At 68.4% G+C, this 19,497-nt stretch carries 18 protein-coding genes; 11 read left to right on the top strand and 7 right to left on the bottom strand.

The features are described 5' to 3' along the window. The first annotated feature begins 37 nt into the window (after positions 1–37). A complete protein-coding gene (locus NY1_RS36725; protein WP_174567255.1) occupies positions 38–433 on the top strand; it encodes a nuclear transport factor 2 family protein in 396 nt (131 codons plus the stop codon). A gap of 5 nt (positions 434–438) precedes the next feature. Here NY1_RS36725 and NY1_RS36720 read toward each other — a convergent pair whose 3' ends face one another. Together NY1_RS36720 and NY1_RS36715 are read right to left on the bottom strand one after the other, a co-directional pair. Beyond that, positions 439–1,707 (bottom strand): lipase family protein, encoded by a 1,269-nt coding sequence (locus tag NY1_RS36720; protein WP_067721789.1) that lies wholly within the window; start codon positions 1,705–1,707, stop codon positions 439–441. Positions 1,708–1,807: 100 nt separating this feature from the next. Continuing rightward, positions 1,808–2,401: a TetR/AcrR family transcriptional regulator gene (locus NY1_RS36715; protein WP_067721788.1), complete on the bottom strand. Its 594-nt coding sequence runs from the start codon at positions 2,399–2,401 to the stop codon at positions 1,808–1,810. Between the two features lie 300 nt (positions 2,402–2,701). Here NY1_RS36715 and NY1_RS36710 point away from each other — a divergent pair, with 300 nt between their 5' ends. After that, positions 2,702–3,397 (top strand): GNAT family N-acetyltransferase, encoded by a 696-nt coding sequence (locus tag NY1_RS36710; protein ID WP_067721787.1) that lies wholly within the window; start codon positions 2,702–2,704, stop codon positions 3,395–3,397. A 143-nt stretch (positions 3,398–3,540) separates the two neighbouring features. After that, a complete protein-coding gene (locus NY1_RS36705; RefSeq protein WP_067721786.1) occupies positions 3,541–4,065 on the top strand; it encodes a hypothetical protein in 525 nt (174 codons plus the stop codon). On the opposite strand, the gene NY1_RS36700 is transcribed toward NY1_RS36705, so the two are convergent. Further along, on the bottom strand, positions 4,066–4,548 hold the full coding sequence (locus NY1_RS36700) for an MmyB family transcriptional regulator (RefSeq protein ID WP_157762713.1): 483 nt from the start codon (positions 4,546–4,548) through the stop codon (positions 4,066–4,068). A 147-nt stretch (positions 4,549–4,695) separates the two neighbouring features. Between NY1_RS36700 and NY1_RS36695 the strand changes: the two genes are divergently transcribed. From NY1_RS36695 to NY1_RS36680, 4 genes are all read left to right on the top strand, one after another. Next, a complete protein-coding gene (locus tag NY1_RS36695) occupies positions 4,696–8,214 on the top strand; it encodes an ATP-binding protein (protein WP_067721784.1) in 3,519 nt (1,172 codons plus the stop codon). Positions 8,215–8,384: 170 nt separating this feature from the next. Then, positions 8,385–8,993: a CHAP domain-containing protein gene (locus tag NY1_RS36690; protein ID WP_067721783.1), complete on the top strand. Its 609-nt coding sequence runs from the start codon at positions 8,385–8,387 to the stop codon at positions 8,991–8,993. Between the two features lie 166 nt (positions 8,994–9,159). Beyond that, positions 9,160–10,365 carry a hypothetical protein gene (locus tag NY1_RS36685; protein WP_067721782.1) on the top strand — a complete coding sequence of 402 codons (1,206 nt, stop codon included), beginning with the start codon at positions 9,160–9,162 and terminating at the stop codon, positions 10,363–10,365. A 254-nt stretch (positions 10,366–10,619) separates the two neighbouring features. After that, positions 10,620–11,351, top strand: coding sequence for a DUF1906 domain-containing protein (locus NY1_RS36680; RefSeq protein ID WP_067721781.1), 732 nt, complete (start codon positions 10,620–10,622; stop codon positions 11,349–11,351). 76 nt (positions 11,352–11,427) lie between these two features. On the opposite strand, the gene NY1_RS36675 is transcribed toward NY1_RS36680, so the two are convergent. Both NY1_RS36675 and NY1_RS36670 read right to left on the bottom strand, forming a co-directional pair. After that, the gene (locus tag NY1_RS36675; protein ID WP_067721780.1) at positions 11,428–11,790 is read right to left on the bottom strand and encodes a hypothetical protein; all 363 of its coding nucleotides are present in this window, start codon (positions 11,788–11,790) and stop codon (positions 11,428–11,430) included. A 113-nt stretch (positions 11,791–11,903) separates the two neighbouring features. After that, complete coding sequence (locus NY1_RS36670; RefSeq protein WP_233033271.1) at positions 11,904–12,665, bottom strand: Rv1157c family protein; 762 nt, start codon at positions 12,663–12,665, stop codon at positions 11,904–11,906. A gap of 299 nt (positions 12,666–12,964) precedes the next feature. On the opposite strand from NY1_RS36670, the gene NY1_RS36665 reads away from it, so the two are divergent. Further along, positions 12,965–14,185 (top strand): mannosyltransferase, encoded by a 1,221-nt coding sequence (locus NY1_RS36665; protein WP_067721778.1) that lies wholly within the window; start codon positions 12,965–12,967, stop codon positions 14,183–14,185. On the opposite strand, the gene NY1_RS36660 is transcribed toward NY1_RS36665, so the two are convergent. Further along, positions 14,127–14,417 carry a 4a-hydroxytetrahydrobiopterin dehydratase gene (locus tag NY1_RS36660; protein ID WP_067721777.1) on the bottom strand — a complete coding sequence of 97 codons (291 nt, stop codon included), beginning with the start codon at positions 14,415–14,417 and terminating at the stop codon, positions 14,127–14,129. The two genes, NY1_RS36665 and NY1_RS36660, sit on opposite strands and share 59 nt — an antisense overlap. A gap of 20 nt (positions 14,418–14,437) precedes the next feature. After that, positions 14,438–14,617, bottom strand: coding sequence for a hypothetical protein (locus NY1_RS42410; RefSeq protein WP_084522846.1), 180 nt, complete (start codon positions 14,615–14,617; stop codon positions 14,438–14,440). A 171-nt stretch (positions 14,618–14,788) separates the two neighbouring features. Here NY1_RS42410 and typA point away from each other — a divergent pair, with 171 nt between their 5' ends. The 3 genes from typA to mshB all read left to right on the top strand — a co-directional run bounded on the left by typA (position 14,789) and on the right by mshB (position 19,495). Beyond that, a complete protein-coding gene (typA, locus tag NY1_RS36650) occupies positions 14,789–16,687 on the top strand; it encodes a translational GTPase TypA (protein WP_067721775.1) in 1,899 nt (632 codons plus the stop codon). A gap of 145 nt (positions 16,688–16,832) precedes the next feature. Then, positions 16,833–18,593 (top strand): ABC transporter family substrate-binding protein, encoded by a 1,761-nt coding sequence (locus tag NY1_RS36645; protein ID WP_067721774.1) that lies wholly within the window; start codon positions 16,833–16,835, stop codon positions 18,591–18,593. Continuing rightward, positions 18,590–19,495, top strand: coding sequence for an N-acetyl-1-D-myo-inositol-2-amino-2-deoxy-alpha-D-glucopyranoside deacetylase (mshB, locus tag NY1_RS36640; RefSeq protein ID WP_067721773.1), 906 nt, complete (start codon positions 18,590–18,592; stop codon positions 19,493–19,495). Before NY1_RS36645 ends, mshB begins: the two co-directional genes overlap by 4 nt. The last annotated feature ends 2 nt before the right edge of the window (positions 19,496–19,497 follow it).

The following is a 19,497-nucleotide window of genomic DNA, read 5'->3' as shown; positions in this document are numbered from 1 at the left end:
CAGACACACTGTTTGTTTCTTATGAAGGATTCTGATCATGTCGGATGCCATCAAAGACCTGTTCGAGCGGTATCACGCCTGCTGGGCGGATCGTGACCCGGAACGGATCGCCGCCATGCACACTCCGGATTCGATCTTCCATTTGCATTCGGGCCGCGAGCCCGCGCGCGGCCGGGAGGCGATTCGCGCGGCAGCCGCGGAGAACTTCGCGCTGGTACCGGATCTGACCTTCAATCCGGTGAATCTCCGTGTGGGAGACGACTTCTGGGCGGTGCAGTGGAAACTGTCGGGAACCTCGATCACCGGTAGCCCGGTCGACATCGACATCGCGGACATGGTGCTGGTGCGCGACGGCGCGGTATCGGAGAAACACACCTACATCGATGGCGTGGCCATGCAGGCGGCGCTGTCCGCGCCGGCCGATATCGCCTGAATCCGCTAGCGGGCCAGCCGGTCCGCCAGCCAGGAGACGGCCGGGGAACCGGACAGCACACTCGCGGTGATGTGCCCGGTTCCCAGGCTGCTCAGCAGCGCGGGCAGCGCCGGTGTGTCCACGCTCAGTTCGCTGACGTCGGCCCCGTGCGCCCGCCAGCGATCACGCAGGGCGTAGACCACCGAGACGGGGACAGTGTCGTCGTTGACGTTCACCGTCACCAGCGCCGGAACAGCGGGCGCGCGCGTGCCGAGCACGAAACCGTCCAGGGCGCAACGGATCTCCGGATCGGAGGACAGCGCGTCCATCAGAGTCTGACCGGTGGCGGTGTATTCGGTGGTGGAGTGATAGGCCGCGGTGAGCGTGCCACCCGGCACACACTGCTGCGAAACCCGTTGCACCATACGCAGCCCCGCCGGACTGAGCAGGGCTTCGACGCGCGGCGCGAGCTCCGGATCGGTCTCGACCAGCCCCGCCACGAAGAACCCGTTGAGGATGGTCATCAGATTGGAATCGTTGTACCGCAACGTTTCCGCGGGATCAGCCGTCGCCGCACCGGCGACCACGCCCCGCAGGTCCAGCTCCGGCGCATACTCGGGAGCCTGTTCGGCGGCAGCCGCGGCCGCCCCGCCACCCTGCGAATAACCCCAGATCCCGATGGGCGCGGCCGCCTCGGCGACCCCGAGCCGGATGGCGGCCCGAGCCGCGTCGAGCACATTGTGCGCCGCCGGCAACGGCTGCATGTACGGGTGCCCGCCGGGCGTCCCGAGCCCCTGATAATCGGTCACCGCGACGCTGAATCCGCGGTTCAGCAGCAACCAGAGATCGACCAGATCGTATTCGAGCATCGGCATGCCGGTGGCATCCAGCTCGATGGTGTCGGCGAGCAATTTCGAAGGGGCGCAGGCATCTCCACTGCCGTGCGTCCCGATGGCATAGGTGATCAAGGGCCGCGGCCCGGGCCCGTTCCAGGCCGCTGAAGGCGTGAGCACCGTGCCGGTGACCGCGACCGCCGCGCCCCGCGCATCGGAACTCCGGTACATGACGCGGGTCGCGGAACCGACGGGCATCAGCAATGCCAGCCGCGTGAATTCCGCCGCCGAGAACGGCTCACTGCGCAGCAGCTCCCCATTCACCGTGCCGGGCAGGGTATTCGGCGGCAGATAGAAATCCGCCGCATCGGCATGCGCGGTGTGAACCGATCCGAGCACCGCACCCGCCGAAAGCAGGACGGTGGCGGTCAGGCGTAGAACCCGCCGCAGGTGAGCGTGCATCGCTGAAACTCCGGGGGGACTGCCGATGGAATGCGAACCCCGATGGTAAGCCGACCCGCCGTCGCGATCGCCCGTAATGACGAAATGACCCCGCCCCGGGTCAGGTGGCCGACCCGGTGGCGATGCGCAGCAGGTCGATGAGCGGTTCCACCGAGACCCCGGGGTCGACCGCACGCTGCAGACCGAGCCCCACGCCGCTGCTCAGCAAAATCAGCGCAGCCGCCTCGGCGGGCATGGCGGGCGCGAGCTCGAAACGATCACTGATCAATTGCAACGCCGCCGCGAGCGCCGCCCGCACCTGGCTCGCGCCGTCGGCGATATCGGTGCGCACGCTCTCGCTGTGCCGCGAGCGGGTGGAGAACTCGATCTCCAGCAGCGTCCAGTTGCGGTCGCCGATAGTTCGCTCGGCCCATTCGCGGAACAGTTCCAGGATGGCGTCCACCGACTCGGCGTCCGCGATCGCCGCCACCACTTCCCCGACCTTGGACAGCCGGATCTGGTTCAGCACCTCCAGGCAGAGCCCGTCCTTGTTGGCGAAATTGGAGTACACCGCGCCCTTGGAGTAACCGGCCTCCTCGGCGATCTGCTCCAGCGAGGCGGCGGCGTATCCATGCTCCAGGAAATGCCGCGTGGCCACGGTCAACAGCTCTTCGCGCGTGCGCGCCTGGGTCTGCTGTCTGCTCAGTCGCGCCACGGTCGCCTTTCGCCTCGATACCCCGCCAGCACGGTATCAAAAACCGGCCGCCGCGCTGTCTGGGCCGACCCGTCAAAGGCCGGGGTCGGGGGCACGAAATGCACTCGCCGCGACACGCTTGGCGGGCGCGGAAATTCTTGTGCCGCCTACATTGCTGTGCGCCCGTGTTCCGCTATCGTTCATCCAACTATTCGATGCTGCTACTGGCGCGCCAGGGCTGGTTCGTCTCATCCGGAGAGTGTGGCCGGTGCGGCAAGGCCTGACGCGAGCCCCCGACCATGTCCGAAAGATCGAGGGAACGTGCCTGTACCCGTAACTCTTGCCGGCCGTCTGGTACGGCTGGAACCCCTTGCGCCGCAGCATGCCTCGGGTTTATCGGAGGCGGCCGCCGGGAGTCGTGACGACTATGCGTTCACGCCCGTCCCACACGGTGCGGAGGAGGCCCTGGAATATGTGGCCGCCGCGCTGTCGGGACATGCGTCCGGCACGTCGCTGGCTTTCGCCATCATCGCGATAGCCAGTGGCCGGGTGCTCGGATCCACCCGTTTCACCCGCTTCGACTATTGGCAGGGGCCGCTGGTCTGGCCGCAGGTGCACGGTGCGCCGCAAGGGGATCCGCTGCTGGCGGTGCCCGACGCGGCGGAGATCGGCAATACCTGGCTTTCGCCCGAGGCGCGCGGCACCGGCATCAATCTGGAGTCCAAGCAGCTGCTCTTGCAGCACGCTTTCGACGTCTGGCGGGTCAAGCGCATCGCCATGCGGGCCGATGTCCGGAACCTGCGCTCCCGCTTGGCGATCGAGCGGCTGGGCGCGACCAGCGACGGCGTCCGGCGGGCGCATTCGCGCGGGCTGGACGGGGCGGTGCGCAGTACCGCCTTCTATTCGATTCTGGACGAGGAGTGGCCGACTGTCCGGGCCACCATCGAGGAGCAGCTGGCGCAGTCGGCCAACAAGCTCGGCGGGCGGGCCTCGAACGGCCGGTTGATCGACGCCTAGCCGGGGGTTAGCGACGAATGCGACCGATCGGAAACCGATCGGTCGCATTCGTATTCGGCGACTATACTTTCGGTGTCGCACCACCAAGCCAGCAACCGGCGCGGGGTCGCATGTCGTCCCCCTCGTTCTCGAAGGAGAAGCGCATGCCCGACCCGATGCACACCAAGGTCTGCCTGGCGGATCGCCGGACCGGCGACCCGGTTCTCACCCTCTTCCTGGTCCCCGAACCCCGCGTACCGGGCGCCAGCATCCTGCACCTGCTGGAACAGACGCCGCTCACCGGCCGCGTCCTCCGGCCCAATCCCACGCTCATCGACTGGTTGCAGGGGCATCGCACCCCGGCCATCCGGGCCCGATTCCTCGCCTTCACCCCCGGCCGGGCCGACCCGCGCCGGGTGCATTCGGTCCTGCACGACCACTTCATCGCCGATCCGGAACCGCCCATCGGACTGGATCTGGCGGATCAGGCCGAGCTCACCCGGTTGTCGCTGCTTCCCGAGCACGACCTCGGGCCCCGGCGCATCGACGACTTCCACGATCGCGCGGTGCGCAGCGCCATGCTCGCCGTCTATCGCCATTTCGGCGTCGATCGGCGAATACCCTTGCTGTACCACGGCTATGCCGCGGCCGAGGACGGCTGGTTCGAGGTGCCCGCGGCGCAGGCCTGATCAGCCGAACGGCACCACGGTCAGCAGCCACCACGGCCGGGCCGGCGTCTGGAACTGGAAGCTCTGCACATAGTGGTCGCGCTCGCGGCCGGCGCTGGGCTCGACCATGCGCACCGTGCGCTGCTCCGGAACCGGGAGGGCGTCGTCGGCGCCGTTCCAGAGCCGATCCCACTCCGGGATCCGCCGGCACATATTGCGGATCTCGTCGATGCGCGCCGGATCGATCAGCTTCGGGGCCAGTCGTTTGAACGCCGACACCATCAGGCTCGCTTCCGATTCCCAGCTGCCGAGCCGGGTGCGGGCCATCGGATCCAGCAGGATCGCGGTGAGCAGGTTCGCGCCCCGGCCGGCGCCCGGGAAGGTCGCTAGGAAGGCGTCGTTCACTTCCACCAGGTCGAACGCGGCGTCGTGCAGGCACGCCGGATGCGGAAAGCTGTGCAGCACCGCGAGATCGGCGGGCGGTGGCCGGGAGGGGTCGAACACCAAGGCAGTGTGCGGTAACCCTCTAATGATCTTCTTCGTGCCGGGTTAAGCCCCATCACAAGACTGGGTACTGTCGCAGAATTTCTGCCATATTGAAGACCTTCTGTTTGGTTTGTTCTGGTCTGTGTATGGGGGTCGGTCGGCACCATGGTGGTGACACGAATCGGGGTGCTCGGCCCGTTGCACATCAGCGTCGACGGCCGGCGGGTACCGCCCGGCGCGCCCATGCAGTGCGCGGTGCTGGGCCGATTGGTCGCCGCGGGCGGCCGGGTGGTGCCGACCGAACGCCTCATCGACGATCTGTGGGCCGGTGACCCGCCCGCCAAAGCCGTTGCCGCGCTGCAGGTCTACATCCACAATCTGCGGCGCATCTTCGAACCCGACCGGCCGCGGCGGGCGCGCTCCCGGGTCATCGTGAGCGAATCGCACGGGTACGCGCTGAATCTGGAACCGGCGCAGGTGGATTCCTGGCAGTTCGAGCAGCTGCTGCACGGGCACGAGGCCGCCATGCGCGATCCCGCCGGGCGGCCCGACCCGCTCGAGCAGAGCCGGGTGCTCGATGCCGCGCTGGCGTGCTGGCACGGGGCCGCGTTCGAATCGTTCACCGGAATGCCCTGGGCCGCGCAGGAAGCCGCGCGGCTCGCGGCCCTGCGGCTCACCGCGCTGGAATTGCGCGCGCAGGTCGCGCTCGACACCAACCGGCCCGCGGAAGTGGTGATGACGCTGCGGCCGGTGTTCGAGGAATATCCCGGGCGTGAGGAATGCGCGCGGCTGCTGGCGCTCGCCCAGTACCGGCTCGGGCAGTCCCTGGACGCGCTCGGCACGGTGCGGCGCAGCCGGGAATTCCTGACCCTGGAATTCGGGGTCGATCCCGGGCCCGGATTGCGGGAACTGGAGCGGGCCATCCTCACCCATTCCGTCGATACCGAGGCCCCGGTGCCGACCATTGCCGTGCGACCGGTGACGCCGGAACCGGCGCCGGCGCCGGAACCATTGGCGGACAGCGGTTACGGGAAACAGCGCGCCGCCGTGCTGGCCGCCGCCGCGGACGCCGCCGGCGGGCAGGTGCGGCTGGTCTGGCTGGCCGGTGAGGCCGGCGCGGGCAAGACCACCCTCGCCACCGGCGTCGCCGCGCGCCTGGCCGAACAGGGCTGGACGACGGTGTTCGGGCGCTGCCCGGAAGTGGAAGGCGCGCCGCCCGCCTGGGCATGGGCCGAAGTGCTCACCGGAATGGACGCCGCCGAACCCGAAACCTTCACCGCCGTGGACGCTTTCACGCTCGCGCGCCGGGTGGTGCGGTCCTGCCGGGAACGCAGCGGACACGGACCCGTCGCCATCGTCCTGGAGGATGTGCACGGCGCCGACACCGCCACCCTCCAGGTGCTGCGCCAGGTGGTCAATTGGCTGCGTGACCGCCCGATCCTGATCGTCGCCACCCTGCGCGGCACCGAATCCGGTCCCGGCGTGCGGGATACGGCCGCCGCCCTGGCGCTGTTCACCGCCGGCCGCATCGAACTCGACGGACTCGATCTGGCCGGCACCCGTCGTGCCGCCCAGGCCGCGGGTCTCATCGCACTCGACGACCACACCGTCCGCGTGCTGCGTCACCGCACCGGCGGCAACCCCCTGTTCGTCCGCGAACTGGCCAAACTGGTTGCGGCCCAAGGTTCGACCGACGGCCTTCCCGACACCGTCCGCGACCTGCTGGGCCGCCGTATCGCCCAGCTTCCCGCCGATGTCACCGAACTCCTGCGCCACCTGTCGGTCTGGGGCGAGGAATCCGACATCACTACCCTCGCCGCCTACACCGGCCACCCCACCGACACCGTGATCGACCTGCTGGCGACGGCCGAAGCCGCCCGCCTCGTCCGCACCGAACGCTCCGGGCGGCTCACCTTCGACCACGCTCTCATTCGCGAAACCGTCTACCACGACATCCCGATCCTGCGCCGGGCCCGAATGCACTGGGCTGCTTTCGAATCCCTCCGTCGGCAGTCCGTCGCGGATCGACCGGTGGACGGCCGTGTCGCGCCGCTCGCCGCGCACGAGGAATCGAACACCTCGGGCCTGTACGACCATGGACACGCCAGCCCGAGTGGCGCCTCGGCTGGGATACCAGAATCGACTGCGGTAGTCGGAGATTCGGAGTGTTCTGCGGCAGAACCGCCGCGAGCGCGGGATATCGATGCGCTGGCCCATCATGCCGCCTTGGGGGCGAACGCCGAAACCGCGGCGCTGGCTTTGGAATTCGGGGTGGCGGCGGCGCGGCGGTGTGTGGAGCGGCGGATGCGGGCCGATGCGGTGCGGCGGTGGCGGGCGGTGCTGGCGTTGCACGAGCTGGCGGGGCATGGGGCGGGTGGGGCGAGCCGGGCGGATCGGATCGGGTTGCTGGAGGCCAGATGCGAGCTGGTGACGGCACTGGCCTATGACGGGCAGCATCTGGCGGCGCGGGCGGAGCGGGAGGCGGCGCTCGCGTCGGCGGAGTCGATCGGGGGTGTGGAATTCGTGGCGCGGGCGGTGACCTGCTGGCCGACGCCGCTGATCTGGTCGGTGGTCGATTGGCATACGCCGGATCCGCGATTGCGGGCACCACTGCGGGCGGCCTTGCGCGCACCGCGGCTGCCGGTCACGACGCGAATTCTGCTGCTGGTCACCAGTGTTTTCGATCAGGCGCTGGAGGATCCCGAAGGTGCGCGGCAGGCGGCCGCGGATGCGGTGCGGCTGGCAGAACCGCTCGATGATCCGGAGCTGTTGTGCACGGTGATCAACGCGCAGGCGTTCGTGGCGTTCGCGTCGGGGACCTTCCTGCGGGCGCACGAGCTGAAAGGCCATGCGGCGCGGATGCTTCGGATCGCCGAGGCGGCTCACCTCACCGAATTCAGCGCGCTCGCACACTATCTGCTGTTCCGGGCCGAGCTGGCCGATGCGCGGCTCGTGGTGGCCGCGGGGCATGCGCGCAGCGCGGGGGAGTACGCGACGGACGGGCAGTTGCGGCATCTGCTCGATGCCATCGCGCCGTTCGGGGTGCTGCTGGAACTCATGCGCGGGAATGTGGCGGGGGTGCTGCAGGCCATGGCGGAAGTGCCTGCGGCCGAAGCGGATTCGGGCACGTGGGCCGAGAACGTGATCGACGGGCACGCGCGGGATCCGAACGCGCTGCACATCGGCATCGCGGTCGCCATCGGCTGGATGCGCGGGAATCTGTCCGACTACCTGGAGGAACTGCGCGAACGCAGCGCGGTCAAACCCGAACTGTTCATCTACGGGTACGCGCTGGCGCTGCTGCACGCCGGGCGCGAGGACGAGGTGCGCGCGGTGCTGGCCACCGAACCGCCGATCGGGCCGCACTTCTGGAACAGCTTCACCGCGGTGCGGGCGCGGATCGCCATCGCCCTCGGTGATCTGGACACCGCGCGCGAGCTCTACGACCTGCTGCTGCCGTTCGCGGGCACGGTGGCCGGGCTGGAAACCGGGGCGTCCGTGCTCGGACCCATGGACGATGTGCTCGCCGACCTGGCCGCCGTGCTCGGTGACCGCGCCCGCGCCGACGCGCACCGCGCCGACGCCGCCCGCCTGCAAGCCGCCATTCGCGCCGATCTGGACCAGCTCGCGGCCGAGGGCACCGGCATGTTGCCGGCCATGCGCATGGGACGCGCCCGGGGCTGAGCGGTCCGGCGTTCACCGGTAGCCGTGCGTTGCGTTCCCGCCGCCCTGTGCGATTCCTGTGGAGAAATTGTGCGGAAGTGGCGTGACGCAAGCGATTCGGGAACCCGGGCGGCGTCACGCGCGTCGGAATAGGGGAGTGGCCGGATACGGCCAGGGGAGAGGAGAACCGGGTGGACGCGAAGAAGCGAGCCCCGCGCCGGTGGGCGATATCCGTCGGCGTGCTGGCGGTCATCGTGGCGCTGGCCGTCGGCGGCGTGGTCGGGGTCGGGCTGTGGCATCGGCGCGGTGACGCACCGGTGCTGGCGGGCGAACGGCTGCGCAGTTTCCCGGACGTGGATCGCAGTGGATTCGACGAAACGCAGGGCCGCATCGTGGATGTGCTGGCGGGCGAATTCGACGCGCAGCACGACGGCACCAAGTATTCCGAGGGCGTGGACGAACCCTGGTGCGCGGATTTCGTGAGCTGGGTGATGCGCGAAGCCGGGCGGCCGCTGGCCAATCCGAATTCCGGCTCCTGGCGCATTCCGGGCGTTTACACCCTGGAGGACTACTACCGGGGGCAGCAGCGTTTCGAAGCCGCGAATTATCTGCCCAAGGCCGGTGACGTGGTCATGTACAGCGAGACCAGCGCCTTCCAGCAACACACGAATATCGTGATCGCCGCCGATCCCGCGGCCGGCACCATCACCACGGTGGGCGGCAATGAATTCGGCCAGATCACCATCCACCGCTACAACCCGAGCCTGATTTCCGGACTGGTCGGTTACGGCCGATTGTGAACACGCCGGTTCCACATATTGGAAACGCCGGAGACGGAGGGTAGGACTCCACGGATTAACCGCCTACGATGGTGGACGGCGGCGCCCGGCAGCGTCGCCGTTAGATCCCTGTCCTGCTGCCCCCTCATCGGCAGGACAGGGGTCCCCGCCCGACGAAAGTGCATGGATGACGCCGTCCCCTGAACCGACTTGGATCGATTACGCCGAATTCGGCGAACGTTTCGTGGCGGCGGCGGTGACGGAATCCCGCATCGAAGCGGCGGTCGCCGGGACGGCCGGACGCGGAATGACCATCGGCCCCTTCGGAATCGGTCCCGCCGGGCTCGCCAGCTTCGTGGCCAAGGGCAGCGTCGGCAAACCCACCATCGTGCGCCGTGGACCGCATGTGCACTTCGACGTCATGCTGCCGGTGAAACTCCGGGTCGACGTCACCCTCGGCGGGCAGCGACTACGTGTCGAAGCCGTGGTCGAGATCGATCTGAGCATGCACGCCCGCACCGCCGACCCGCTGCTGGTGGTCATCGACATACCGCCGGTGAACAGCCGGGACGTCAGCTTCGTCATGCGCGCCCAGGCCATCGGGACGGCATGGGAGGTGCTGCTGGACCCGATCGCGAAGCTGGTGCAGCGCGAGGTCGCCAATCGCATCAACGGCATTCTGGCCGATCCGGACGCCCAGCGCGGGCGCACCTTCGACGTGGAAGCCATTCTCAACGGCGTGAAATCGCCGTATCGCGGCAGCCCGGCCCACGAGTGGATCGACTACGGCGAGTTCGGGCATCGCTTCTTCGAACGCATCGTGACCGCGGAACGGGTGCGCGACGTGGTGGAAGCCATGGCGGGCAAGCCGATCGAGGTCGGTCCGCTGCGCGCCGGGCCGGGCAACAAGGCCCAGGTGGCGGTCAAGGGCACGGTGCGGGTGCCGCGGGTGGCGGAGAAAGCCGCGGCGGGCGAGTCGCCGCGGGCCGAGCCGCGCATCGCGGAACTGCCGAAACCCAAGGTCGAGGAGCCGGCGCCGGACGAGCACGATCCGGCGCTGATCAACTTCGAGCTGACCATCCCGGTCTCGCTCGACATCACCGTGGATGTGCTGCAGTCCAACCACTATCGCGCCGAGGTGCTGGTGCCGGTGGCGCTGACCGCCCGTGCCGCCGACCCGTTGCTCATCGTCATCGATGCCGCCCCGCCGCGCGCGGAGGACATCGATCTGGAGATGAAGGCAACCGGCTGGCGCGCCGCCACCCTGGGCAAGCTGGCCGGGATGCGCAAGCAGGTCGCCGCGCAGGTGGCGGCGGTGGTGCGGGCCGAGGTCGCGGACACCTCGCGCCGGACCATCGATGTGGCGGAGCGGCTGAACGGAACCCGCGTCTGAGCGGGTTTTCGCATGTGACCGATTGCGCACATGTGAGACGTATGGTGCCAGTGAGCCGTGTGCGCCTGGCGATTCCAATGTGAATATGGTGAAATGAGGGACGTTCATCCGGGCTCCCCGGCGCGCAGATGATGATCTTGCTCATCATCGGGGAAGGTGCGCCGGGCACGCCGCTTTTGGTTCCACCGGTCTTCGCGTGAATTCGCGCAAACGACCGGCAAGTTCGATCGGCGAGTGTGCGAAGGAGTTCCTTGATGCGTTCTGCCCGTGGCCATGTCAGCCGTCGCAACTTCCTAGCCGGGGCGGCCGCCGCGGCCGCCGGAATCACCGCGGGACTCACTCTTCCCGGCGCGACAGCATCCGCTCGGCAATCACTCGGCACCCTGCTCGACTATGCGGGCGGCGTGCCGGATGCCGCGGCCATCAGCGATGCGGGGCATATGGGCGTCATTCGCTACGTCTCCGACCGCCGGCCCGGCGCGGAATGGATGGAGGGCAAGCCGCTGCTCGCGCGCGAGGTCGACGCGCTCGCCGATGCGGGGCTGTCCGTCGTGTCCTGCTACCAGTTCGGCAAGGGGCCGACCGCCGACTGGCGTGGGGGATTGGAAGCCGGAATCCGGCACGCCACACGGGGACTCGTGCTGCACAAGGCCGCGGGCGGACCCGACTCCGCGCCCATCTACGCCTCGATCGACGACAAGCCGAGCCAGGAAGAGTTCGAGACCATGATCGAGCCCTACCTGCGGGGCTGGGAGACGATCCTCGGTCGTGAGCGCGTGGGCGTCTACGCGAACGCGCCGACCATCGATTGGATTCGCGACGCGGGGCTGGGTTCGCTTTTCTGGCAGCACAATTGGGGCACCCCGGCCGGGTACGTGCACCCGGCCGCGCAACTGCACCAGTTCGAGATCGACAAGCGCGCCGTCGACGGCATCGGAGTCGACGTCAATGCGGTGCTGCACCCGAATTACGGGCAGTGGTGGTGACTCCGAACTCCCGGACTCTCGTCCCCCGCTGCCTTTCGGCAGCGGGGGGCATTTCTTTGTAAGACGAATCGAGCGTCTAGGTCTGGCAGTGGCAGGTCGGGTCGTCGCGCAGGTCCGGCTCGTCCGCGACCACGCGCAGGATGGCGCGGGGTTCGTGGTCCTCGTCGCGTCCTTCGCTGAACGCCTGCCGGTCGCCCTGCCACGAGAACATGGACCAGCGCGACAATCCGGAGAACAGGGAGCCCAGGCTCGCGAACGAGCCCGAGGAGATGATCGAGCCGAAGGATCCGGCCGAGCCGATCGACAGCACCGAGCCGACCGAGCCGATGGACAGGATCGAATAGGCCGAGCCGATCGAGAGGATCGATCCCTCCGAGCGGATCGACAGAATCGACCGACGGGATTGCACGCCACGCCAAGAATTCTTCACAGCGGCCATAGATGCCGGTCTACCACACGTACGGGGGTGCCAAACAGATTTCGCCCCCGCCCGTTCCGGCTTGTCGCACGGAACGAACGGGGGCGAAATTTACGGCTACGAGCGGGTTTCCGCTACGCGACGGTGAAGAAACCGGCCGTCGGGAGGAACGAGCAGGTGATGGGCTGGTCCTCGGCGCTGGCCTGGGTGGTCAGCGAACCCGACACCACGGCGACCACGCGACCGGAGCCGGTGTTCACGATGGCCGACAGGGTGGCCGGGCCATCCGGGTTGATCTTGGCCTCGTCGGTCAGGTTCTGGATGCCGGACTGGCGGGTGTCCAGGTTCAGCCACTGCACGGTCATCGGCGGGTTCTGCACGGCGGTGGGCTGCTTGGTGCCCAGCGCGGTGAACACGAAACCGGTCTGACCGGCGGCCGGTCCGGGCGGCGGCAGGGTGGCCGGGCCGCCGACGGCGAGCGCGGTGCCGACCGAGTCGCCGGAGGAGGAGATGCAGCCCTTGCCGACGGTCGGCCACAGGAACTGGGAGATGACGGGACCGTCCTGCGGAATGTCCACGCCGCCACCGCCACTGCCGTCCAAGAAGGTGATGATCTTGTTCAGCGTGTCCTTGATGGACTGCGGGAGGTTCAGGGTGGTCAGGATCTGGCGGGCCTGATCCAGAATCGCCGCCTGCGGGCCGGCGGCCGCGATATCGGCGGGACCGGCGGCCGCGCCGATGATGGCCGGAACCAGCGAGGCCAGCGCCTCGACCGGAACACCCTCGGGGATCACCGGGATATTCGAGGTGGCCTGCGGCGCGGGCGATGCCGGCGCGGCGGCGGCTGTGGTCGGCACGACGATGGTGGCGCAGGCCGCCAGGGCCAGCGCGGACATTGCGAAGCGCGTTCCTCGGGTGCGAAGCACTGGTGTAGCCGTCCTTACCTCGGGTACATCTAGCAGCGATGGAGACATCGCTCCGCGCCACTCTAGGGACCGGGCCGCCTTGTTGTACAGCCACGGTGTGATCTTGGCGTCCTCGACTTTGCTCACGCTATCGAACAACCGACCAATTGCACTGTTACCCGTGTGGTCAGTGATGCAAATGTTACAGCGGTTACGCACACTGCACGACTATTTCCGGCTTGAACTAGTCTTACCGGCGTCCACACGCCCGCACACCGAAAGTACGAGCCGTGCACCGACACTTCCGCCTGGCTGCCGCGGCACTCGGTATCTCGGTACTGATCCGCCTGCTGTGGATGCTGCTCTCGAAAAACGGCATGAACCTGGTCGACCTGCACGTCTACGTGGACGGCGCGGCCGAACTGCCCAGCGGTCACCTCTACGACTTCACCTACGCGGTCGACACCCCCGATTTCCCGCTCCCGTTCACCTATCCGCCCTTCGCGGCCATCATCTTCTTCCCGCTGCATTTCCTGCCCATCGCGGTGACGGCGGTGCTGTGGCTGCTGGCGGGGGTGGCGGCGCTCTACGGCATCGTGTGGATTTCCCTGGAGCTGCTGCTCGGCCCGGCCGCCATGACGGAATCGCGGTGGCGGACAACGGCGGTGGCCTGGACCGCGCTGGGCATGTGGCTGGAACCGGTGCGCAACACCCTCGACTACAGCCAGGTCAATCTGTTCCTGGCGCTGCTGGCCATGTTCGCGGTGCGCAGCACGGTGTGGTGGGTGTCGGGCGCGCTGGTCGGCCTGGCCGCCGGGATCAAGCTGACGCCGGCGGTGACCGGGCTGTACTTCGCGGCGCGGCGGCAGTGGCTGGTCGTGGCGTGCTCGGCGGCGGTGTTCTTCGGGACCATCGCGCTGAGTTTCCTGGTGGTGCCGGGGGAGACCCGCAACTACTTCTTCGACCTGCTCGGGGACGCCTCGCGCATCGGGCCGGTGGGCACGGTGTGGAATCAGTCACTGCGCGGCGCGATCAGCCGCATCCTCGGTCACGACGTGGTGTCCGGGCCGATCTGGCTGGTCACGGTGGTGATCACGGCCGTGCTGGCGTTCCTGGCCTGGCGGGCCCTGGAAAAGGACGACCGGCTGGGGACGCTGCTCATCGTCCAGTTCTTCGGCCTGATGGTCTCCCCGATCTCCTGGTCCCACCATTGGGTCTGGCTGATCCCGGCCCTGCTCTGGCTGCTGTACGGCCCGTGGCGCACCGCGGCCGGCGCGCGCTGGGTGGCCGGCTTCTGGCTGTTCGCCGTCGGTATCGGCGTGCCGTACCTGCTCTCGTTCTTCCAGCACGACATCTGGACCATCTCCCGCCCGGGCTGGCAGGCGTGGCTCGCCATCTCCGGCCCGGTCGCGGTGGTCGTGTTCTACCTGTGGGTGATCCGCACCGGCCGGGTCAGCTCTGCGCGGACAGCCGATCGATCTCCCGAGCCAGCGCCGCATCCAGCGCGGTGAGCCCGCCGGCGTCATGGGTGGAGAGCGTGAAAGTGACTCGGCGCCAGCGAATGTCGATATCGGGATGATGATTGGCGGCTTCGGCGGCGACGGCCACCCGGCGCACCAATTCGATGCCGGCCAGGAATGACGGGGCTTCGTAGGTGCGGGCGATGCTGTCCCCGGTACGGGTCCATTCGGGCAGTTCGGTGAGGGCCTTGGCGATCTCGTCTTCGGACAGGAGTGCGCTCATACTCCCGGTCTACTCCGGACTCACGCCGCGCGTGCGGCTTTGAGGCCCTTCTTCAGTTCCTTCTTGCCGCAGCAACCCGACGCTTCGAGCTTCTTCATCCGCATGATCACGACGGGGCATTTGAGGCACCGCGTCTTCTTGCGGCAGCACTTCTTCTTCGGCTTCAGACTCGAAACGTCCTTCGCCTTCACCTTGCCCATGTTGGTTAGCTTAACCTAAGTCGCACGCGCTAAACGTGTGACTTGGGACCCCCGGTAATGTGTAGCTCGCCGCATGCCCGGTGGAAGTTCGCTATGTCATCGAAGACAGTGCCCCCATGCATGTACCTACCAGGTCCCGGCAACAAAACTTTGCAGCAGGAGGAATCTAACGTGTCGTCTGTCGAGTTCCGCAACGTCGCCATCGTGGCGCACGTCGACCACGGCAAGACAACACTGGTCGACGCGATGCTGCGGCAGTCCGGTGTCTTCGGTGAGCGTGCCGAGGTAGTGGACCGGGTCATGGACTCCGGTGACCTCGAGCGCGAGAAGGGCATCACCATTCTCGCCAAGAACACCGCCGTGCACCGCCACAACCAGGACGGTTCCGTCACCGTCATCAACGTGATCGACACCCCCGGCCACGCCGACTTCGGTGGCGAGGTCGAGCGCGGTCTGTCCATGGTCGACGGCGTCGTGCTGCTGGTGGACGCCTCCGAAGGCCCGCTGCCGCAGACCCGTTTCGTGCTGCGCAAGGCCCTCGCGGCCTCGCTGCCGGTGATCCTGGTGGTCAACAAGACCGACCGTCCGGACGCGCGCATCGAGGAGGTCGTCGAGGAATCGCACGACCTGCTCCTCGATCTGGCCTCCGATCTGGACGACGAGGCTTCCGAAGCCGCCGAGCTGGCGCTGGACCTGCCCGTCCTCTACGCCTCGGGTCGCGCGGGCGTGGCTTCCACCACCCGCCCGGAGAACGGCACCGTGCCGGACGCCGAGAACCTCGACGAGCTGTTCGACGTGCTGATGAAGTACGTCCCCGCCCCCAAGGGCGACGCCACCAAGCCGCTGCAGGCGCACGTCACCAACCTCGACGCCTCCCCGTTCCTGGGTCGTATCGGCCTGGTGCGCATCCACAACGGCACGCTGAAGAAGGGCCAGAACGTGGCCTGGATGACGCCGGAGGGCACCAAGAACGTCAAGATCACCGAGCTGCTCAAGACCATCGGCGTCGAGCGTCAGCCGGGTGAAGAGGCCGTGGCCGGTGACATCGTCGCCATCGCGGGCATTCCGGACATCATGATCGGCGACACCCTCGCCGACCCCGAGAACCCGGTCGCGTTGCCGCGCATCACCGTTGACGAGCCCGCCATCTCGGTGACCATCGGCACCAACACCTCGCCGCTGGTCGGCCGCGTGTCGGGCCACAAGCTGACCGCGCGCATGGTCAAGGACCGGCTCGACAAGGAACTGGTCGGCAATGTGTCGCTGCGCGTGCTCGACATCGGCCGCCCGGACGCCTGGGAGGTGCAGGGCCGTGGTGAGCTGGCGCTGGCCATCCTGGTCGAGCAGATGCGCCGCGAAGGCTTCGAGCTGACCGTCGGCAAGCCGCAGGTGGTCACCAAGACCGTCGACGGCAAGGTGCACGAGCCGTTCGAAGAGCTGACCATCGACGCGCCGGACGAGTACCTGGGCGCCGTGACCCAGCTGCTGGCCGCCCGCAAGGGCAAGATGGTCCAGATGAGCAACCACTCCGCCGGGTGGGTGCGCATGGAGTTCATCGTGCCCTCGCGCGGTCTGATCGGCTTCCGTACCGACTTCCTCACCGAGACCCGCGGCACCGGTATCGCCAACGCCGTGTTCGACGGTTACGCCCCGTGGGCCGGCGAGATCCGCGCCCGTCACACCGGTTCGCTGGTCTCCGACCGCAACGGCTCGGTCACCCCGTTCGCCATGATCCAGCTGGCCGACCGCGGTCAGTTCTTCGTGGAGCCGGGCGCCGACACCTACGAGGGCCACGTGGTGGGCATCAACCCGCGCGCCGAGGACCTCGACATCAATGTCACCCGCGAGAAGAAGCTGACCAATATGCGGTCCGCCACCGGTGACGTGCTCGAGACCCTGGCCAAGCCGCTGCAGCTGGATCTCGAAGGCGCGATGGAGTTCTGTGCCGCCGACGAGTGCGTCGAGGTGACCCCGGAGATCGTGCGCGTGCGCAAGGTGACGCTGAGCGCCACCGATCGCCAGCGTGAGACCTCGCGCCGCAAGGCGCGCGATCGCGCTGCCGCGCAGTAGTAATCGGATCGTCAGCAACGCCCGCGCCGAACGGCGCGGGCGTTGCTGTAGGCCGGGCCGGAAGGTCTTCACGATCCGGCAAACCGCTGGTAGTCCTCATGATCGAGTAGCGAAGGGTGCGACCGGTAAAGTGCGCGACGTGAGTATGGGGGCCTTCGGGCGGCGCGCATCGTGGCGTGCGGTGATGGTGTTGGTCGCGACGACGCTGGCTGTCGCGACCGGCTGCACCGCGAATCCGCCGCCGCCGATCGAGAGCACCGACAGCCCGAAGACGACGGCCGCGAAGCCGACCAAGACTTCCGTCGTGGTGGCCATCGACGACATCGGGCTCGGGTTCAATCCGCATCTGCGGTCGCAGCAGTCGCCCGCGACGGCGGCGGTGGCATCGATGGTGCTGCCCAGTCCGTTCCGGCCCGCGCCGACCCCCGGCATTCCGGGCGGCACCGACTGGGTGCTGGATCCCTCGCTCATGGTGTCGGCGGATGTGACCGTCCAGGAGCCGTTCACCATCACCTATCAGCTCAAGAACGAAGCCTCCTGGTCCGATGGCGCGCCCATCGCCGCCGAGGACTTCCGCTACCTGTGGCAGCAGATGATCACCCAGCCCGGCGTGGTGGATCCGGCCGGATACCGGCTGATCTCGGATGTGAGTTCGTCGGCGGGCGGCAAGACCGTGACCGTCACCATGAACGAGCCGTATCCGGCCTGGCGGCAGTTGTTCGCGGATCTGCTGCCGCAGCACCTGGTCAAGGATTCCGGCTTCGAACAGGGCCTGGTGGAAACCATCCGAATCTCCGGCGGGCAGTTCCGGATCAAGCAGGCCGATCGCGGCCGCGAGGAGATCCTGCTCGAACGCAATGACCGGTACTGGGGCAAACCCGCTGTGCCGGACCAGATCCTGATGCGCCGCGGCGGCACCTACGCGCAGGTGGCCGAGTCGCTGCGGGTCGGCGACGCGCAGATGGCGCTGGTGCACGGCGGCGTCGCGTTGCAGGCGCAGCTGGCGGCCATCCCGTCGGTGCGCACCGCGGTCATGGCGCAGTCGCGGGAAATGCAGCTCGTCCTCAATGGCCGCAGCGGCGATCTGGCCGATATCCGGGTGCGCAAAGCGGTACTGGGACTGCTGGATCCGGTGCTGCTGGCCACCGTCGGCGCGCAGACCGGCAGCTGGGTGGAGCCGGTGCGGGCCCAGGTGCTCACGCCGTCCGATCCCGGATACACCCCGACCGCGCCGCCGCGGCTGAGCCTCGAGGAATCGTTCGCGCTGCTGAACGAGGCCGGATTCGGCCGCGCGCCCGAGACTCCCGGCACCGGTTCGCCGACTTCGCCCGCGCCGCAACCGCGTCCGCTGGCCAAGAACGGGAAATCGCTGACCATCCGGATCGGCGCGGTCGAGGGTGACGACGCCTCGCTCGCGGTGGCGAACACCGCCGCCGACCAATTGCGCAGCGCCGGAATCGATGTCATGGTGCGCAGCGTTTCCGCCGCGCAGCTCTACGGCAAGGATCTGACCGACGCCGGCATCGATGCCCTGGTGGGCTGGGAGCGCGCCGGTTCCGATCCGGCCACCGTGCTGGCCTCGCGCTACGGCTGCCCGCCGGTGCAACCCACCGGCACGGACGGGGATTCGACCGTCGCCGACGCCGCCAAGAAAGCGCCGTCGAACCTGTCCGGCGTGTGCGATCCGACCCTGCAACCGGCCATCGACGCGGCCCTGCGCGGCATCGACACCGCCAAGGTGATCGCCGAGGCCGAGCCGAGATTGTGGGAGCTGTCCACCGTGCTGCCGATCGTGCAGGACACCCAGGTGGCGGCGGCCGGGCCGCGGGTGGACGGGGCCTCGCTGAGCGGGGCCATCCAGACCGGCATCTTCGGCGATGCCGCGAACTGGCGGCGGATCCCGTGACGACTTCCGCACCGACCGGCGGGCTGCTGCTGGTGCACGCGCACCCCGACGACGAATCCATCACCACCGGCGGCACCATCGCGCACTATCGCAAGCGCGGGGTGCCGGTGACCGTGGTGACCTGCACGCTCGGTGAGGAGGGCGAAGTCATCGGCGACGAGTACGCCCACCTGGTTGCCGCCGAGGCCGATCAGCTGGGCGGCTATCGCATTCTCGAATTGACCCGGGCGCTGGCCGCATTGGATTGCGCCGCGCCGCGCTTCCTGGGCGGCGCGGGCCGCTGGCGGGATTCCGGGATGGCCGGGACGCCGTCGGCCCGCAATCCGCGCGCCTTCGTGAACTCGGGGGACGCGGCGGTGGACGCGCTGGTCCAGGTGATCCTGGAACTGCGCCCGAACGTGGTGGTGGGCTACGACCCACGCGGCGGTTACGGCCATCCGGACCATATTCGCGCCCACGAAGTCACCATGACCGCCGTGGACGCCGCCGCCGACTGGGGTTGGGAGGTCCCGAAGGTCTATTGGACCGTCACCGACGGCGCGGTGCTGGGCATGCACACCGAGGCGCTCAAACGCCGCACCGTCGATCAGCTGCCGGGCGCCCTGCCGCGCGGCTGGCGGCTGCCGCACGACGGCGAATTGGCCTGCGTGCCCACCGAATCCGTCACCACCACGGTGGACGTGTCGGACGCGCTGGCCGCCAAGCGCGCCGCCCTGCGCGCGCACGCCACCCAGGTGACGGTGGCCCCGTCCGGACGCGAGTTCGCGCTGTCCAACGACATCGCCCAGCCGGTGCTGCCGGAGGAGCACTACATTCTGGTGCGCGGGCGGCGGGGTCCGGCCGGTCCCGACGGCCGCGAACACGATCTGTTCGCCGGGCTCGGCCCCGAAGTGAGAGACTGACC

Origin of the sequence: Nocardia yamanashiensis NBRC 100130, from assembly GCF_001613325.1 — a bacterium.
Taxonomy (GTDB): Bacteria; Actinomycetota; Actinomycetes; order Mycobacteriales; family Mycobacteriaceae; genus Nocardia; species Nocardia yamanashiensis.
The sequence above is the reverse complement of the archived record's forward strand: the minus strand, read 5'-3'. Positions and strand labels throughout refer to the sequence as shown.